The sequence below is a fragment of the Pseudomonas sp. Ma2-10 genome (assembly GCF_054330215.1).
The window spans coordinates 148,675-163,954 of record NZ_JBTEYL010000006.1; the positions used below are offsets into that span (position 1 = coordinate 148,675).

General features: G+C 60.4%; 17 protein-coding genes. 2 read left to right on the forward strand and 15 right to left on the reverse strand.

Features of this window, described 5'->3' with window-relative positions; all coding sequences use genetic code 11:
* Positions 1-16: 16 nt before the first annotated feature.
* Positions 17-322: a chaperone modulator CbpM gene (locus ACXPVS_RS10570; protein WP_458509878.1), complete on the forward strand. Its 306-nt coding sequence runs from the start codon at positions 17-19 to the stop codon at positions 320-322.
* Between the two features lie 5 nt (positions 323-327).
* Here ACXPVS_RS10570 and ACXPVS_RS10575 read toward each other — a convergent pair whose 3' ends face one another.
* The 15 genes from ACXPVS_RS10575 to ACXPVS_RS10645 form a co-directional block, all read right to left on the reverse strand.
* Complete coding sequence (locus ACXPVS_RS10575) at positions 328-1,455, reverse strand: sensor histidine kinase (RefSeq protein ID WP_458509879.1); 1,128 nt, start codon at positions 1,453-1,455, stop codon at positions 328-330.
* 139 nt (positions 1,456-1,594) lie between these two features.
* The gene (gene ureC, locus ACXPVS_RS10580; RefSeq protein ID WP_458509880.1) at positions 1,595-3,295 is read right to left on the reverse strand and encodes an urease subunit alpha; all 1,701 of its coding nucleotides are present in this window, start codon (positions 3,293-3,295) and stop codon (positions 1,595-1,597) included.
* Positions 3,296-3,389: 94 nt separating this feature from the next.
* Positions 3,390-3,695, reverse strand: coding sequence for an urease subunit beta (locus ACXPVS_RS10585; RefSeq protein WP_030128285.1), 306 nt, complete (start codon positions 3,693-3,695; stop codon positions 3,390-3,392).
* Positions 3,695-4,228, reverse strand: a complete 534-nt coding sequence (locus tag ACXPVS_RS10590; protein ID WP_458509881.1) for a GNAT family N-acetyltransferase — start codon at positions 4,226-4,228, stop codon at positions 3,695-3,697. Before ACXPVS_RS10590 ends, ACXPVS_RS10585 begins: the two co-directional genes overlap by 1 nt.
* Before the next feature lie 6 nt (positions 4,229-4,234).
* Positions 4,235-4,768, reverse strand: a complete 534-nt coding sequence (locus ACXPVS_RS10595; protein WP_458509882.1) for an N-acetyltransferase family protein — start codon at positions 4,766-4,768, stop codon at positions 4,235-4,237.
* Between the two features lie 9 nt (positions 4,769-4,777).
* Positions 4,778-5,080, reverse strand: a complete 303-nt coding sequence (gene ureA / locus ACXPVS_RS10600) for an urease subunit gamma (RefSeq protein WP_458509883.1) — start codon at positions 5,078-5,080, stop codon at positions 4,778-4,780.
* A gap of 45 nt (positions 5,081-5,125) precedes the next feature.
* Positions 5,126-5,965: an urease accessory protein UreD gene (locus tag ACXPVS_RS10605; protein ID WP_458509884.1), complete on the reverse strand. Its 840-nt coding sequence runs from the start codon at positions 5,963-5,965 to the stop codon at positions 5,126-5,128.
* A gap of 43 nt (positions 5,966-6,008) precedes the next feature.
* The gene (gene urtE / locus ACXPVS_RS10610) at positions 6,009-6,707 is read right to left on the reverse strand and encodes an urea ABC transporter ATP-binding subunit UrtE (protein ID WP_458509885.1); all 699 of its coding nucleotides are present in this window, start codon (positions 6,705-6,707) and stop codon (positions 6,009-6,011) included.
* Positions 6,708-6,733: 26 nt separating this feature from the next.
* Positions 6,734-7,606 (reverse strand): urea ABC transporter ATP-binding protein UrtD, encoded by an 873-nt coding sequence (gene urtD, locus ACXPVS_RS10615; RefSeq protein ID WP_458509886.1) that lies wholly within the window; start codon positions 7,604-7,606, stop codon positions 6,734-6,736.
* Positions 7,603-8,682 carry an urea ABC transporter permease subunit UrtC gene (gene urtC / locus ACXPVS_RS10620; RefSeq protein WP_458509887.1) on the reverse strand — a complete coding sequence of 360 codons (1,080 nt, stop codon included), beginning with the start codon at positions 8,680-8,682 and terminating at the stop codon, positions 7,603-7,605. Before urtC ends, urtD begins: the two co-directional genes overlap by 4 nt.
* Positions 8,682-10,184: an urea ABC transporter permease subunit UrtB gene (gene urtB / locus ACXPVS_RS10625; RefSeq protein ID WP_458509888.1), complete on the reverse strand. Its 1,503-nt coding sequence runs from the start codon at positions 10,182-10,184 to the stop codon at positions 8,682-8,684. The genes urtC and urtB overlap by 1 nt, the downstream gene beginning before the upstream one ends.
* A gap of 67 nt (positions 10,185-10,251) precedes the next feature.
* Positions 10,252-11,517: an urea ABC transporter substrate-binding protein gene (urtA, locus tag ACXPVS_RS10630; protein WP_458509889.1), complete on the reverse strand. Its 1,266-nt coding sequence runs from the start codon at positions 11,515-11,517 to the stop codon at positions 10,252-10,254.
* 249 nt (positions 11,518-11,766) lie between these two features.
* Positions 11,767-12,777, reverse strand: a complete 1,011-nt coding sequence (locus tag ACXPVS_RS10635) for a FecCD family ABC transporter permease (protein WP_458509890.1) — start codon at positions 12,775-12,777, stop codon at positions 11,767-11,769.
* The gene (locus tag ACXPVS_RS10640; RefSeq protein WP_458509891.1) at positions 12,774-13,721 is read right to left on the reverse strand and encodes an ABC transporter substrate-binding protein; all 948 of its coding nucleotides are present in this window, start codon (positions 13,719-13,721) and stop codon (positions 12,774-12,776) included. Before ACXPVS_RS10640 ends, ACXPVS_RS10635 begins: the two co-directional genes overlap by 4 nt.
* Complete coding sequence (locus ACXPVS_RS10645; RefSeq protein WP_458509892.1) at positions 13,718-14,506, reverse strand: ABC transporter ATP-binding protein; 789 nt, start codon at positions 14,504-14,506, stop codon at positions 13,718-13,720. The genes ACXPVS_RS10640 and ACXPVS_RS10645 overlap by 4 nt, the downstream gene beginning before the upstream one ends.
* A 405-nt stretch (positions 14,507-14,911) precedes the next feature.
* Between ACXPVS_RS10645 and ACXPVS_RS10650 the strand changes: the two genes are divergently transcribed.
* Positions 14,912-15,226, forward strand: a complete 315-nt coding sequence (locus ACXPVS_RS10650) for a hypothetical protein (RefSeq protein WP_458509893.1) — start codon at positions 14,912-14,914, stop codon at positions 15,224-15,226.
* Positions 15,227-15,280: the final 54 nt, after the last annotated feature.

Below are 15,280 nucleotides of genomic sequence, written 5' to 3' on the forward strand. Positions count from 1 at the left end.
GACGGAGTAGCCCATCATGAGCAACCCCCTGATCGTTCAACTGGACCTGGCAGAATTCTGTGAGGCGACCGACCTGTCGGACGTCTACGTGATCGAAATCGTCGAACACGGCATCCTCGAACCTCAGGGCAACCAGCCCAAGGATTGGCGTTTCAACGATTATGAGTTAGCGCTGGCCAAACGTGCCGCCAAGCTGCGGCACGACCTGGAGCTGGAATGGGAAGGCGTTGCCCTGGCACTGGATCTGCTGGAAGAGGTCCAGCAACTGCGGGCCGAAAACCGCATGCTCAAGCAGCGGTTGGCTCGGTTAGTGGTCGAGTAGGCCGTTCACGACAGGCGCGGTAGCACCACGGTAAACAGCGTGCCATCAGCTTCATTGGAACTGACCTCGATCGTCCCGGAGTGGGCGTTGACCACTTCCTTGACGATAAACAGGCCCAAACCGAGGCTGGTGGATGGTTGGCCCAGTTCATCGTCGGCGCTGCGCACCAGTGGATCGAAGATCGTGCCAATAGCGTCCTCGGAAATCGGCGCTCCGTAGTTATGCACCGTGAGGCGAACCGCGTCGGGTTCGCCGCTGAGGGTGACGGTCACGTCACGCTTGTTCAAACCATGTTGCAACGCATTGCCGATCAGGTTCTGCAACAGTTGATCAAGGCGCCCGGCATCCCACACACCGCGGGTGTCCCCCACTACGTTCAGCGTTGGATCGCATTGCGGGTTACCAGCGCAGGCTTGGGCAATCGCCACATGTGCGGCGTCGGCCAGGTCCATGGGCACCGGTTCGATCGGCAGGCTCTTGCCCAAGCGGCTGCGCACCAGTTCCAGCAAATCGCTGACCATCACCGCCATGTGCCGCGCACCGCGCTTGATGTTGATCGCGAGGGCCAGCGCATCGTCTTCGAGCGTGGTTTTGCGCAGCAGCATTTCAGTGGACATGCTCACTGCTTGCAGTGGCGCTCGCAGGTCATGGCCAAGAATCGCCAGGAACATGTCCCGCGAGCGATTGACTTGTTCGGCGTAGGCCGCGGTGGATTCGGCAAGCGCTTCGTCGATGGCTTCGTTGAAGCGGATCATGTCCTGGAAATAGGCCAGGTCCGGCGACTCCAGGCTGTCGACCCACAGGCGAATCACACAGGCCCGCAGGTGCCGGAATTCGCTGGTCATCTGCACCAGATCGAAACCCACGGTGTGGCGCAATTCACCATGGCTGGCACCTGCTTCGTCCAGGCTTGGGGTTTTTTCCGGGCCGCCACCCTTGGCTTTGGCGAGCTGTTCGATGGCGGTCTGGGGCTTGGTCATGTCCCGGGCGGCGGCGAGCAGAATCGCCCTGGCGTGGTCGCGCAAGGCGACCCGGTCCATGTTTTCGGCGGCCGGGGTGATGGTACTGGCGAACTGTTCCCATTCATCGACGATACGGTCTACGTGCTGGGCGATGAAATCACTGAGGCGCATGGACGTTTACCTTAAGCGCAAAGGGCGGGTGACGCATCTTAGCCCCATATCTGACGCTAGCGAATACTCCGGATGACGCTCGAACCGGGGGCAAACCCGACCTCAGGGCTGGTGCCGCTTGACGTCGGGCCCTGTGGATTCAGAACAGGAAATACCGTTGGGCCATCGGCAACACATCCGCCGGTTCACACCACAGCAAAACCCCGTCAGCCTTGACCTGATAAGTCTGCGGATCGACGTCGATGTTCGGCAGGTAATCGTTGTGTATCAGGTCGGTTTTCTGCACTTTGCGGCAACCTTTGACCACCGCCATTTTTTTCTTCAGACCCAGTGCTTCAGCTAGGCCGGCCTCCTGCGCTGCCTGGCTGATAAAGGTCAGGCTGGTGGCGTGCAGCGACCCCTCGTAACTGGCAAACATCGGACGGTAATGCACCGGTTGCGGCGTTGGGATCGACGCGTTGGCGTCGCCCATCAGGCTGGCCGCGATGGCGCCGCCCTTGAGAATCAGCGTCGGTTTGACCCCGAAGAACGCCGGGCGCCAGAGCACCAGGTCGGCCCATTTACCCACTTCGATCGAGCCCACTTCATGGCTGATGCCGTGGGTGATTGCGGGGTTGATCGTGTACTTGGCGATGTAGCGTTTGGCGCGGAAGTTGTCGTTGCCTTCGCCATCACCGGGCAACGGGCCGCGCTGTTTTTTCATCTTGTCGGCGGTCTGCCAGGTGCGTGTGATGACTTCACCGACCCGGCCCATGGCCTGGCTGTCGGAGCTGATCATCGAGAACGCACCGAGGTCGTGAAGGATGTCTTCGGCGGCGATGGTTTCGCGACGGATGCGGCTTTCGGCGAAGGCCACGTCTTCGGCAATGCTAGGGTCCAGGTGATGACAGACCATCAGCATGTCGAGGTGTTCGTCGATGGTGTTGCGGGTGAACGGCCGGGTCGGGTTGGTGGAACTCGGCAGCACGTTGGCAAAGCCGCAGGCCTTGATGATGTCCGGGGCATGACCGCCGCCCGCACCTTCGGTGTGATAGGTATGGATGGTGCGGCCCTTGAAGGCGGCGAGGGTGGTTTCGACGAAGCCCGATTCGTTGAGCGTGTCGGTGTGGATCGCCACTTGTACGTCGTACTGGTCGGCGACGTTCAGGCAGTTGTCGATACTGGCCGGCGTGGTGCCCCAGTCTTCGTGCAACTTCAGCCCGATCGCGCCGGCCTTGACCTGCTCGATCAATGGCTCCGGCAGGCTGGCGTTGCCCTTGCCGGTGAAGCCAATGTTCATTGGGAACGCATCGGCGGCCTGGAGCATGCGTGCCAGGTGCCACGGCCCGGACGTGCAGGTGGTTGCATGGGTGCCCGTGGCCGGGCCGGTGCCGCCGCCGATCATGGTGGTGATGCCGCTCATCAAGGCTTCTTCGATCTGCTGCGGGCAGATGAAATGGATGTGCGTGTCGATACCGCCGGCGGTGAGGATCATGCCTTCACCGGCGATGACTTCGGTGCTGGCGCCGACGGCGATGGTCACGTTCGGCTGGATATCCGGGTTGCCGGCCTTGCCGATGGCGGCGATGCGCCCGTCCTTGAGGCCGACGTCGGCCTTGACGATGCCCCAATGGTCGATGATCAACGCGTTGGTGATCAGCGTATCGACGACCTCTGCGGCGAGTAATTGGCTTTGACCCTGGCCGTCGCGGATGACTTTGCCGCCGCCGAATTTCACTTCTTCACCGTAGGTGGTGAAGTCTTTCTCGACTTCGATCCACAGTTCGGTGTCGGCCAGACGGACCTTGTCACCGACGGTGGGGCCGAACATGTCGGCGTAGGCCTGACGGGAAATCTTCATTCGTTCGCCTTGAGATTCAATTGAATGTGAAATCGTTCGCTGCGCTCACTTTCGCGAGCCTGCTCGCGAAGGGGCAGTGCAGACACTGAATTAGTCAGAGATCACCCATGATCCTGCCGGCAAACCCGAATACCCGGCGATGCCCGGCCAGGTCTACCAACTCGACCTCGCGGCTCTGTCCCGGCTCGAAGCGCACGGCGGTGCCGGCGGGGATGTTCAGGCGCATGCCGCGGCTGGCGGCGCGGTCGAACGTCAGGGCGTCGTTGGTTTCGAAGAAGTGGTAATGCGAGCCGACCTGGATCGGGCGGTCGCCGCTATTGGCCACCTTCAGGCTGAGGGTGCGGCGGCCTACGTTGAGTTCGATGTCGCCGGGCTGGATCTGGTATTCACCAGGAATCATCAATGGGCTCCTTGGAGAATCTTGTAGTAGAGGGCGGTCGGTTTGTAGTGACCGCCCGGGTCGCAGGCATAGTCGGGGATTTCGCCGGCGCGGGTGTAGCCCTGGGCTTTATAGAAGTCTTCGGCAGGGGAGTCGGCCTCGGTGTCGAGATAGAGCATGCCGCGATTGTGCTGGAGGGCGGCCGTTTCCAGCGCGCTCATCAACTGTTGGCCCAGGCCCCGTCGACGGGCATGTTCACGCACCAGCAGTTTTTGCACCTCGGCGCGATTCAGACCATTGGCTTTCTGGCACAGGGTCAGTTGCACGCTGGCTTGCACTTGCTCGTCCTTGACCACCACCCACAGCAGCACGTTGCCCTTGTTCAGGTTCTCCTGGACATCATCGAAATAGGCTTGGGCCTGGGCGGCGTCCAGATTGGCCATGAACCCGACACTGGCGCCATAGCCGACGGCGTCGAGCAGCAGATCAATCAAACCCTGACGATAGTGCGCAAAGCTTTCAACATTGACGCGGCGCAGTTGGGCGGCGTTCATGGGACATTACTCCTTGTTGACAGTCGGTGGTTCTGCGCCAGGATTGAGGATCAGTTGCATAAAGGTCAGGTCCAGCCAGCGACCGAACTTGGTGCCTACCTGGGGCATCTGGCCGGTCGTCACGAAACCGGCGCGTTCATGCAGTCGAATGGAGGCGCAATTGCCGCTTTCGATGGCGGCGACCATCACATGTTTGTCGCAGCCTTTGGCGCGCTCGATCAATGTGGTTATCAATTGCGGGCCGAGACCATTGCCACGCTGGTCGCTGCGCACGTAAACCGAGTGCTCGACGGTATGACGGAACCCGTCGAACGGCCGCCAGTCACCGAATGAAGCGTAGCCCAGCACCGTGTCGCCGCCGTCGACGATCACCAGAATCGGGTAGCCCTGGGATTGGCGGGCGCTGAACCAGGCCTGGCGGTTACCCAAATCCACGGCCTGTTCATTCCAGATGGCCGTGGTGTTGAGCACCGCGTCGTTGTAGATGTCGCGGATCGCCGGCAAGTCGGCATGCGCTGCATCGCGGATGTGGTAAGTCATGGCGCGGCCTCAAGCGATCGGTTGGTGGACGGTGACCAGTTTGGTGCCGTCGGGAAAGGTCGCTTCGACCTGGATGTCCGGAATCATCTCCGGGATGCCTTCCATCACTTGTTCGCGGCTGAGCAGGGTGGTGCCGAAGTGCATCAACTCGGCCACGGTCTGGCCGTCACGCGCGCCTTCGAGCAGCGCTGCGCAAATGTAGGCCATGACTTCCGGGTAGTTGAGTTTCACGCCGCGCGCCAAACGCCGCTCGGCCACGAGGCCGGCGGTGAAGATCAACAGCTTGTCTTTTTCGCGTGGGGTCAGGTCCATCGTTTGGAATCCATTGTGGGCAGAATGAAAATCTAATGTCTTGGTTCAGGTGGCCCATATTCGCGGTGGGACGGCTTCACGACCTAATAGTGCCGGGCGCAATAATCGCCACAAATCAATTAACCAGCCTCGCGCCAACAGCGCTTCACTGGCCAGGCATCGCGCCACCAACAGCCCTGGCAACTGGGTCAAATCCCCGCGTACGTCATTAGGCAGCGAGCGACAGATGTCCAGCAGTTCGCTGTCGATCGTCCCTGTCACCAACAGCGTCGCAAACACCGGTTGCCCATCCAGGCCAATCGGCGAATCAAGCAAACCATCACCTCCGACAATGCGCTGGCGTTCATGCCAGAGCAACTGACCGTCGCGGCGGATCTCCAGATGCGCTTGAAAATGCCCGAGGTCGAAGCGCTCGCCACTGGCCGGCCGGCCCAGCGCCACCACGTCCCAGTAGAACACCCGAGCATCGCCTTCAAGGTCGATACACGTGCTGAGTTCAGCCTGGGCGGCACTGAAAATGATTGTCTCTTGCGGCAGCCACTCCAGTGTTGCGCCGGTGGCTACTTTCAAGTCGAGCTTCTGATAAGCGGGCCCCGCTGCGCGGTACCATTTGGCCGCGCCGGGGCTGGTGATTTGCGCCCAGGCATCACGGCCGACACTGGCCGAGATGTCCAACCGATCGCCCCCGGCAATCCCGCCCGGCGGGTGCACGATGATGTGCTGGCAAACCTTTGGCCCTTCGGCATACAGGTGCTTCTGCACCCGTAGCGGGCCTTTGTGCCGGCGCTGAACCGGGCGGGTGCTGTCGCCGAACCGGGCGTAGCCGAGTTCCAGCTCGGCGTGCCAGCTCGGGGTAAACAGGGCAGTGGCAACGGGTAAATTCATGGTTTCTAATTATCGTTGGGACGCTACAGATTAGATCGTAGCCTTAGATCGTAACCAAGCCGCGAACACCCTCGGCTTCCATATTTTCTCCGCGACCCTGTTGCACGATTTCGCCCCGGGACATCACCAGGTACTGATCGGCCAGTTCAGCGGCGAAATCGTAGAACTGCTCTACCAGCACAATGGCCATGTCGCCACGGGCTGCGAGCTTCTTGATTACCGCGCCGATTTCCTTGATCACCGATGGCTGGATGCCTTCGGTGGGCTCGTCGAGAATCAGTAGCCGTGGACGGCTGGCCAACGCTCGGCCGATCGCCAATTGCTGCTGCTGACCACCGGACAAGTCGCCGCCGCGGCGCTGCTTCATCTGCAGCAACACCGGAAACAGCTCGTAGATGAACGCCGGGACTTCTTTGGCTTCAGCGCCGGGAAATCGCGAAAGGCCCATCAACAGGTTTTCTTCCACGGTCAGCCGGCCGAAAATTTCCCGACCCTGAGGTACGTAAGCAATACCGGCATGAACCCGTTGGTGTGGCTTGAGCGCGGTGATCGTTTTGCCTTCCCAGCTCACTGCGCCTTCTTTGGCCGGCAGCAAGCCCATCAGGCACTTGAGCAGGGTGGTCTTACCCACACCGTTGCGCCCGAGCAGGCAAGTGACTTCACCGACCTTCACCTCAAACGTCAGGCCCCGCAGGATGTGACTACCGCCGTAATACTGGTGCAGCTTGTCGACTTGCAGCATTTTCAGACTCTCCTACCAGAGCAACATCATCTTCCGAGATAAACCTCGATCACGCGCTCGTTGTCCTGCACCTGCTCCAGCGACCCTTCGGCCAACACGCTGCCCTGGTGCAGCACGGTGACGTGGTCGGCGATGGAGCCGACGAAGCCCATGTCGTGTTCCACCACCATCAGCGAATGCTTGCCCGCGAGGCTCTTGAACAGTTCGGCGGTGAATTCGGTTTCGGCGTCTGTCATGCCCGCCACCGGCTCGTCGAGCAACAAGAGTTGCGGGTCCTGCATCAGTAACATGCCGATTTCCAGAAACTGCTTCTGACCGTGGGACAACAAGCCCGCCGGGCGATTGACCGAGCTGACCAGGCGAATGGTGTCCAGCACCTCGCTGATGCGATCCTTCTGTTCGCCACTCAGGCGAGCCCGCAGGCTGGCCCATACCGATTTGTCGGTTTTCTGCGCCAGCTCCAGATTTTCAAAAACGCTCAAGGCTTCGAACACCGTCGGCTTCTGGAACTTGCGACCGATGCCGGCCTGGGCGATTTGCACTTCGCTCATCTGTGTCAGGTCGAGGGTTTCACCGAACCAGGCCTTGCCGTGACTGGGGCGAGTCTTGCCGGTGATCACGTCCATCAGCGTGGTCTTGCCCGCGCCGTTGGGGCCGATGATGCAGCGCAGTTCGCCGACGCCGATGTACAGGTTCAGATCGTTCAGCGCCTTGAAACCATCGAAGCTGACGCTGATGTCTTCCAGGGTCAGGATCGTGCCATGGCGCGTGTTCAGGCCGGGGCCGACGCGCTGGCCGAGGCCGATGGCGTCGCGGCTACTGCCGGCGTCTTTGTTCGGTTCCAGGGGCGGAAAAAACGCCGCTTCGAGCATGAATTCGGCCGTCGCAGTGGTTCTCATTGTTCACCCCTTTTTTTCAGCAGACCGATCACGCCTTTGGGCAGGTACAAGGTCACGACGATGAACAGCGCGCCGAGGAAGAACAGCCAATATTCCGGGAAAGCCACGGTGAACCAGCTCTTCATGCCATTGACCACGCCGGCACCGAGCAGCGGGCCGATAAGCGTGCCGCGACCACCCAGCGCCACCCAGACGGCGGCTTCGATGGAGTTGGTCGGTGACATTTCGCTCGGGTTGATAATCCCGACTTGCGGCACGTACAGCGCGCCGGCCAGGCCGCACAACACCGCGCTCAGCACCCAGACAAACAGCTTGAAACCGCGTGGGTCGTAACCGCAGAACATCAGGCGGTTTTCCGCATCTCGCAGGGCGGTCAACACCCGGCCAAACTTGCTTTGCGCCAGCCGCCAACCGATAAACAGGCTCGCCACCAGCAACACCACCGTGGCAAAAAACAACACCGCGCGAGTCCCCGGTTCAGTAATGCCAAACCCGAGAATCGTGCGGAAGTTGGTGAAACCGTTGTTACCGCCGAACCCGGTTTCGTTGCGGAAGAACAGCAGCATCCCGGCGAAGGTCAGCGCCTGGGTCATGATCGAGAAATACACGCCCTTGATCCGCGAGCGGAAGGCGAAGAAGCCGAACACCAGCGCCAGCAACCCCGGCGCCAATACCACCAGACACATCGACCAGAGGAAGCTGCTGGTGCCGGTCCAGTACCACGGTAATTCGGTCCACGACAGAAAGGTCATGAACGCTGGCAAGCCATCGCCCGAGGCCTGGCGCATCAGGTACATGCCCATTGCATAACCGCCGAGGGCGAAGAACAGGCCGTGGCCGAGGGACAACAGACCGGCGTACCCCCAGACCAGATCGAGGGCCAGCGCGACAATCGCATAGCAAAGAATCTTGCCCACCAGCGTCAAGGTGTAAGCCGAGACGTGAAACGCGCTGTCCGGCGACAACAACGACAGCAACGGCAACGCCAGCAGCAAAACGAGAATCACCGCGCCGACCGCGATCGTGACTTTGGGGCCGGCCTTTTGCGTGGCCGTGAGTATCAGAGGCTGATTCATCAGTCGATCACCCGTCCTTTCAGTGCAAAGAGGCCTTGCGGACGCTTCTGGATGAACAGAATGATCAGCGCGAGGATCAGGATCTTGCCGAGCACCGCACCCATCTGAGGTTCGAGAATTTTGTTGACGATGCCGAGACCGAACGCGGCCAGCACACTACCGGCCAATTGGCCGACGCCACCGAGTACCACCACCAGAAACGAGTCGATGATGTAGCTCTGGCCGAGGTCAGGACCGACGTTGCCGATCTGGCTGAGCGCTACACCGCCGAGCCCGGCAATGCCCGACCCGAGGCCGAAGGCGAGCATGTCCACGCGCCCGGTGGGTACGCCGCAGCAGGCCGCCATGTTGCGGTTCTGGGTGACGGCGCGGACGTTCAGGCCCAGGCGCGTCCTGTTCAGCAGCAGCCAGGTGAGCACCACAACAAACAGTGCAAACGCGATGATCACGATGCGGTTGTATGGCAGCACCAGGTTGGGCAGCACTTGAATCCCGCCCGACAACCACGCCGGGTTCGCCACTTCAACGTTCTGCGCGCCGAACACCAGCCGAACAAGCTGAATCAGCATCAGGCTGATGCCCCACGTGGCGAGCAACGTTTCCAAGGGGCGGCCATAGAGGTGACGAATCACCGTGCGCTCCAACGCCATGCCGATGACGGCGGTGACGAAAAACGCCACGGGCAAGGCGATCAGCGGGTAGAACTCGATGGCTTGCGGGGCGAAGCGCTGGAACATCAGCTGCACCACGTACGTCGAGTACGCGCCGAGCATCAGCATTTCTCCGTGAGCCATGTTGATCACACCGAGCAGGCCGAAGGTGATCGCCAGGCCGAGGGCGGCAAGTAACAGGATTGAGCCCAGCGACATGCCACTGAAGGCTTGACCGAGGATCTCGCCGATCAGCAGTTTGCGTTTGACCTGAACGAGGCTGGTTTCGGCAGCGGTGCGTATGCGAGCATCGGCTTCGACACCAGGTTGCAGCAGGCTTTCGAGGCGGGTGCGAGCCAGTGGGTCGCCGGTTTCACCGAGCAGGCGAACAGCGGCGAGGCGTACGGTCGGGTCGGTGTCCACCAGTTGCAGATTGGCCAGCGCCAGGCTCAAAGCGGCATGGACACGTTCATCTTTTTCGCCCGCCAGTTGCTGGTCGAGAAATTTCAACTGCGCCGGTTTGGCGCTTTTCTGCAATTGCTGCGCAGCGGCCAGGCGGCTGTTGGCGTCGGTGGCGAGCAATTGGTGGCTGGCCGATGCGGTGTCGATCAGACCCCGCAGGCGGTTGTTCAGGCGCAGGGTTTTTGGTTGACCGTCGACGGTCAATTCGCCTTGCTGCAGGGCATTGATCAGCTCGATACGGTCCGGATCGGGCTGCGCGGCCCAGGCTTCCAGAAGTCTGGCTTGCTGCATGGCATTGGCCGCGACGAAGTCTTCGGCGTCACCGGCGTGGGTGGCCATCGGCAGCAAGAGCGCGATGGCGAGGACGATGCGGTAAAGGGCAGTGGGCATGTCGTTGGCCTTGCGTATTGATCGTTCCCACGCTCCGTGTTGGAACGATCAGGTTGTGCGGGGTTGCTTAGTTGCTCTTCACCGCATAATCCGGCTTCTTGTCGTTACCCGAGATAAACGGGCTCCACGGCTCGGCGCGGATCGGCCCTTCGGTCTGCCACACCACGTTGAACTGACCGTCCGCCTGGATCTCACCGATCATCACCGGCTTGTGCAGGTGGTGGTTGGTCTTGTCCATGGTCAGCGTGTAACCCGACGGCGCCGCAAAGGTCTGGCCGGCGAGGGCTTCGCGGACGTTGTCGACGTCAGTGGACTTGGCTTTTTCAACCGCTTGCGCCCACAGGTGGATGCCCACGTACGTGGCTTCCATCGGGTCGTTGGTCACTGCTTTGTCGGCGCCCGGCAAGTTGTGTTTCTTGGCGTAGGCTTTCCAGTCGGCGACGAATTTCTTGTTCGCCGGATTCTCGACCGATTCGAAGTAGTTCCATGCCGCGAGGTGGCCCACTAGCGGTTTGGTGTCGATACCGCGCAGTTCTTCTTCGCCCACCGAGAACGCCACGACCGGAACGTCAGTGGCTTTCAAACCCTGGTTGGCCAGCTCTTTGTAGAACGGCACGTTGGAGTCGCCGTTGACGGTGGAGATGACCGCGGTCTTGCCGCCGGCCGAGAACTTTTTGATGTTGGCCACGATGGTTTGGTAATCGCTATGACCGAATGGGGTGTAGACCTCCTCGATGTCCTTGTCCGCCACACCTTTGGCGTGCAGGAACGAGCGCAGGATTTTGTTGGTGGTGCGCGGGTAGACGTAGTCGGTGCCCAAAAGGAAGTAGCGCTTGGCGCTGCCGCCTTCTTCGCTCATCAGGTATTCCACCGCCGGAATTGCTTGCTGGTTTGGCGCGGCGCCGGTGTAGAACACGTTCGGCGACATCTCCTCACCTTCGTACTGCACCGGGTAGAACAGCAGGCCGTTGAGCTCCTCGAACACCGGCAACACCGATTTACGCGACACTGATGTCCAGCAACCGAACACCACCGCCACCTTGTCCTGAGTCAGCAGTTGACGACCCTTTTCGGCGAACAGCGGCCAGTTCGACGCCGGGTCGACGACCACAGGCTCCAGCATTTTGCCGTTCACGCCGCCCTTGGCGTTGATCTCGTCGATGGTCATCAGCGCCATGTCTTTGAGCGACGTTTCGGAGATCGCCATGGTGCCGGACAACGAATGCAGAATACCGACTTTGATGGTCTCGGCGGCCTGGAGGCTCCAGGTCATGCCCATTGCGGCAATGCTTGCCGAAAGTGTGAAAGCCTTGATCAAGCTGCGACGCTTCATTGTGCGATCTCCATGAACTGATGAATTTTCTTGGTTGGCAGATGCGGACTACTGAAGGGTCTTTAGCAAGGGCTGTGCCGGGTCGGCAAAAGGCACGGAAATGTCGTATTAGAGCGGTTGCGCGGTTTAGGCCGCGCACCATGAAGGATCGCGCCTGGCGCGTTGGTGCAAAGAGGTGCGCCACATTGGGGCGCAGATGTCGTGAGCACTACAGATCCACTGTGGGAGCAAGCGCGCTCCCACAGTGGATTAGCGGCGGCGCATGAGGCCAATGAAAAACAAGCCACCGATTGCGGCGGTGGCGACACCGATGGGCAAGTCTTCGGGGGCGATCAGGGTGCGGGCGGCGACGTCGACCCAGACGAGAAAGAGGCTGCCCAACAACACGCACACCGGTAGCAATCGCCGATGCTCCGCGCCCACCAACCGCCGCGCAATGTGCGGCACCATCAGCCCGACGAAACCGATGGAGCCGCTGATCGACACCAGCACCCCGGTCATCAGCGAAGCGATCAAAAACACCCGCAAGCGCACGGTGCGAGCATTGAGCCCAAGGGTCACCGCGGTCTGTTCACCTGTCATCAACGCATTTAGTGGCCGAGCCATGCCCAGCAGTAACACCAGACCGAGCAACACGCTGGCGGCCGGCACCGCCAACAACTCCCAACGTGCCAGTCCGAGCCCACCAAGCATCCAGAACATCACCGCCGAACTGGCACGGTGATCGCCGAGAAACAGCAGCAGATTGGCGATCGCCATCATCACGAAGGACACGGCCACGCCGCACAGCAGCAGCCGATCACTGTCCAGCCGCCCGTTGCGGTTGGCGATCATCAGCACCATCAGCATGCTCAGCAGCGCGCCGATAAACGCCGCGATCGGCAAGGTCAGCAGACCGGCGATTTCACCGACATGCAGCACCACGATCACGGCACCGAGCGTCGCGCCGGAGGTGACCCCAAGCAAATGCGGGTCGGCAAGCGGATTGCGCGTCACCGCTTGCAGTACCGCACCGATCAGCGCGAGCCCGGCGCCCACCAAGGCACCCAATAGCATGCGCGGCACGCGAATCAGCCAGACGATGTGTTCCTGCCCGGTGGCCCATTCCTGCACGCCCAAACCGAAAATCTTGTGCAACAGAATCCGCCACACCACATCTACCGGCACCCGCGCCGGGCCGAAGCCCAGCGACACCACGCACGACACCAGCAACAGCGCGCCGAGCGCCATCAGCAACACGGCGTAGCGACGATTGATCATCCGCCGTGGAAACCTTTGGCCAGGGTTTCAACCGCCAGCACGTTGTCGATCCCAGGCGTGGCCTGCACGTACGGAATCACGATGAAGCGCTGGTTCTTGATCGCGTCCACCGATTGCAGCGCCTTGTTGTTGAGCAGAAATTGTTCTTTCTGTTCGGCGCTGACTTCGCCGTAATCGACGATCACGATCACCTGCGGATTGCGTTCGACCACGTTCTCCCAGTTGACCCGGGTCCAGCTCGCTTCAACGTCATCCAGAATATTGCGCCCGCCAGCGGCGTCGATCAGCGCTTGCGGCATACCGAGACGGCCGGAGGTCATGGCGCGGTCTTCACCGCTGTCATAGAGGAACACGCGAGGTTTGTCTGCCGGCAGAGCCTTGCGCACTTCGGCGACGTGCACCTGCATCTGGCCGATCAGGGCGTTGGCGCGATCCTGCACGTCAAAGATTTTGCCGAGGTTGCGCAGGTCGTTGTAGGTGTCTTCCAGACTGGCCGGCGGACGCTTCATCACGAACGCGCAGGACTCGGTCAGCTCGTAGACATTGATGCCCAATGGTTGCAACGTTTGCGGCGTGAGATCACCGCCCACACGCATGCCGTAATCCCAGCCGGCGAAGAAAAAATCGACGTTGGCGTTGAGTAGGGTTTCCACCGACGGGTACTTGGCCGCCAGCTCCGGCAAGCCATCGAGGATGGTCTGCATCTGGGGCGTGACCGATTTCCAGCCGGTCACACCGCTATACCCGGCCATGCTGGGTTTCAGGCCGAGGGCGAGCATCATCTGGGTCATGTTGATGTCGTGGCTGACCGCGTGTTTGGGCGCTTGCGTGAAGGTCACTTCGCGGTTGCAGCTCTGCACGGTCAACGGGTAGTGAGTGGCCTCGGCAAATGCTTGGGCATTGCCCAGCAACAGCGCGGTGCAAAGCAGGGAACGCAAAGTCATGGTTGGGTTATCCAGGTGATTCGTGGGTAGCCGTGCAAGGGATGTTCATCGATCAGCGCTTCGACGCCGAACACATCGCGCAGCAGCGCGGCGGTCAGGACTTCTTTGGCTGTGCCGCTGGCGACGATGCGGCCGTGGTTGATTACGTATAACCGGTCGCAGAAAGCAGCTGCCAGGTTCAGGTCATGGATGCTCGCCAGGGTGCCGATCTTCAGGCATTTGACCAGGTGCAGCAGTTCGAGCTGATAGCGCGGATCGAGGTGATTGGTCGGCTCGTCGAGGATCAGCATTTGCGGTTGCTGAGCCAGGGCGCGGGCGAGGATCACGCGCTGTTTTTCACCGCCGGAGAGGGTGGCGAAGGCATGATCCTCGAAACCTTTGAGGCCGACTGACTCCAGGGCCTGGGCCACGAGATGTCTGTCTTCGAGGGTGTCGCCGTCGAACAGGCGTTTGTGCGGTGTGCGGCCCATGGCGACGACTTCATCGACGCTCAGACCGAAGGCATCAGGGAACTCCTGCAGGACCACGGCGATGCGTTGCGCGCACCAGCGTGAAGATTGCTTCCAGACATTGTGGTGGTCGAGTTTGACCTCGCCGCTTTCGGGTTGGCTGAAACGCCAGGCACAGCGCAGCAAGCTGGTTTTGCCGCTGCCGTTGGGGCCGATCAGACCGACGAACTCACCGGGGCGCACGTGCAAGGTCGCATCACGCAGTTGGAACTGGTGATGGCAATGGCCGTGGCCCAAAGGCGCCCAGGCGAGGTTGGTGAGGTTCAGCGAGGTCATGCGTTAACTCTGAGATTTTTGGTGCGGCTGATGACGCCTTCGCGAGCAAGCCCGCTCCCACAGTTGATCGCATTTCAATGTGGGAGCGAGCCTGCTCTTTGCTTTATGCAGTAATACTAAAAAATGGCCGGGAGATAAGCGTGCGAAGTCTACAGAACCCGCTAATACGCGCATCTTGCCTGATTCATGATGAAGGTGAGTCAGATTCAGGTTACCGATTGTGCTGTTTTATCGAGCGCCAACCTGGAACGTTGCATATCGCCGATTGTTTTTGTAGGAGTATTTTTTAGATTTAAACAATCTCGAAAAACAGATAAAACCTGTCAGTTATGACAGTAGACCTGCCCTCCCGGTCCTCGTAGTTTTAGCGTGCAGGCGAATTAACGTTGCGACGAGGACATTGCGATGGACAGTTTAAAGGTGAGTGTTTCACTTGTTTCGTTGGGTTTTATGCTGTGTGCCCAGTCTTTGAAGGCCGAAGATTGGGGCAGTTGCGCTGCTGCCTGGAATGCCAGCAGTGCCGTTGCGACTTGCGAGGAGCCACAGAGAATCAACAGTGTGCCGACTCACATGGTTAGGCTTGACGATACCCAGCGTTGCTGGATTACCGTCAAATGCCAAAGTGGTTCAGGCGTCCTCGCCAGCACGAGTTACAAGGGCAGTGCCGAGCAAGTGAAAGGGCTTCAGAATATTAATGGCAACCTGTATTCGGACAAGTAAAGCAACTTCGGTATTGTCGTTTTCAGGTTGTGCGGCTCGCGTTTTTCCGCGCGA

Bases quoted from the DNA above. Each gene is read 5' to 3' on its own strand.
- ACXPVS_RS10570 (WP_458509878.1), top strand. From the start codon at position 17: ATGAGCAACCCCCTGATCGTTCAACTGGACCTGGCAGAATTCTGTGAG.
- ACXPVS_RS10575 (WP_458509879.1), bottom strand. From the start codon at position 1,455: ATGCGCCTCAGTGATTTCATCGCCCAGCACGTAGACCGTATCGTCGAT.
- ureC (WP_458509880.1), bottom strand. From the start codon at position 3,295: ATGAAGATTTCCCGTCAGGCCTACGCCGACATGTTCGGCCCCACCGTC.
- ACXPVS_RS10585 (WP_030128285.1), bottom strand. From the start codon at position 3,695: ATGATTCCTGGTGAATACCAGATCCAGCCCGGCGACATCGAACTCAAC.
- ACXPVS_RS10590 (WP_458509881.1), bottom strand. From the start codon at position 4,228: ATGAACGCCGCCCAACTGCGCCGCGTCAATGTTGAAAGCTTTGCGCAC.
- ACXPVS_RS10595 (WP_458509882.1), bottom strand. From the start codon at position 4,768: ATGACTTACCACATCCGCGATGCAGCGCATGCCGACTTGCCGGCGATC.
- ureA (WP_458509883.1), bottom strand. From the start codon at position 5,080: ATGGACCTGACCCCACGCGAAAAAGACAAGCTGTTGATCTTCACCGCC.
- ACXPVS_RS10605 (WP_458509884.1), bottom strand. From the start codon at position 5,965: ATGAATTTACCCGTTGCCACTGCCCTGTTTACCCCGAGCTGGCACGCC.
- urtE (WP_458509885.1), bottom strand. From the start codon at position 6,707: ATGCTGCAAGTCGACAAGCTGCACCAGTATTACGGCGGTAGTCACATC.
- urtD (WP_458509886.1), bottom strand. From the start codon at position 7,606: ATGAGAACCACTGCGACGGCCGAATTCATGCTCGAAGCGGCGTTTTTT.
- urtC (WP_458509887.1), bottom strand. From the start codon at position 8,682: ATGAATCAGCCTCTGATACTCACGGCCACGCAAAAGGCCGGCCCCAAA.
- urtB (WP_458509888.1), bottom strand. From the start codon at position 10,184: ATGCCCACTGCCCTTTACCGCATCGTCCTCGCCATCGCGCTCTTGCTG.
- urtA (WP_458509889.1), bottom strand. From the start codon at position 11,517: ATGAAGCGTCGCAGCTTGATCAAGGCTTTCACACTTTCGGCAAGCATT.
- ACXPVS_RS10635 (WP_458509890.1), bottom strand. From the start codon at position 12,777: ATGATCAATCGTCGCTACGCCGTGTTGCTGATGGCGCTCGGCGCGCTG.
- ACXPVS_RS10640 (WP_458509891.1), bottom strand. From the start codon at position 13,721: ATGACTTTGCGTTCCCTGCTTTGCACCGCGCTGTTGCTGGGCAATGCC.
- ACXPVS_RS10645 (WP_458509892.1), bottom strand. From the start codon at position 14,506: ATGACCTCGCTGAACCTCACCAACCTCGCCTGGGCGCCTTTGGGCCAC.
- ACXPVS_RS10650 (WP_458509893.1), top strand. From the start codon at position 14,912: ATGGACAGTTTAAAGGTGAGTGTTTCACTTGTTTCGTTGGGTTTTATG.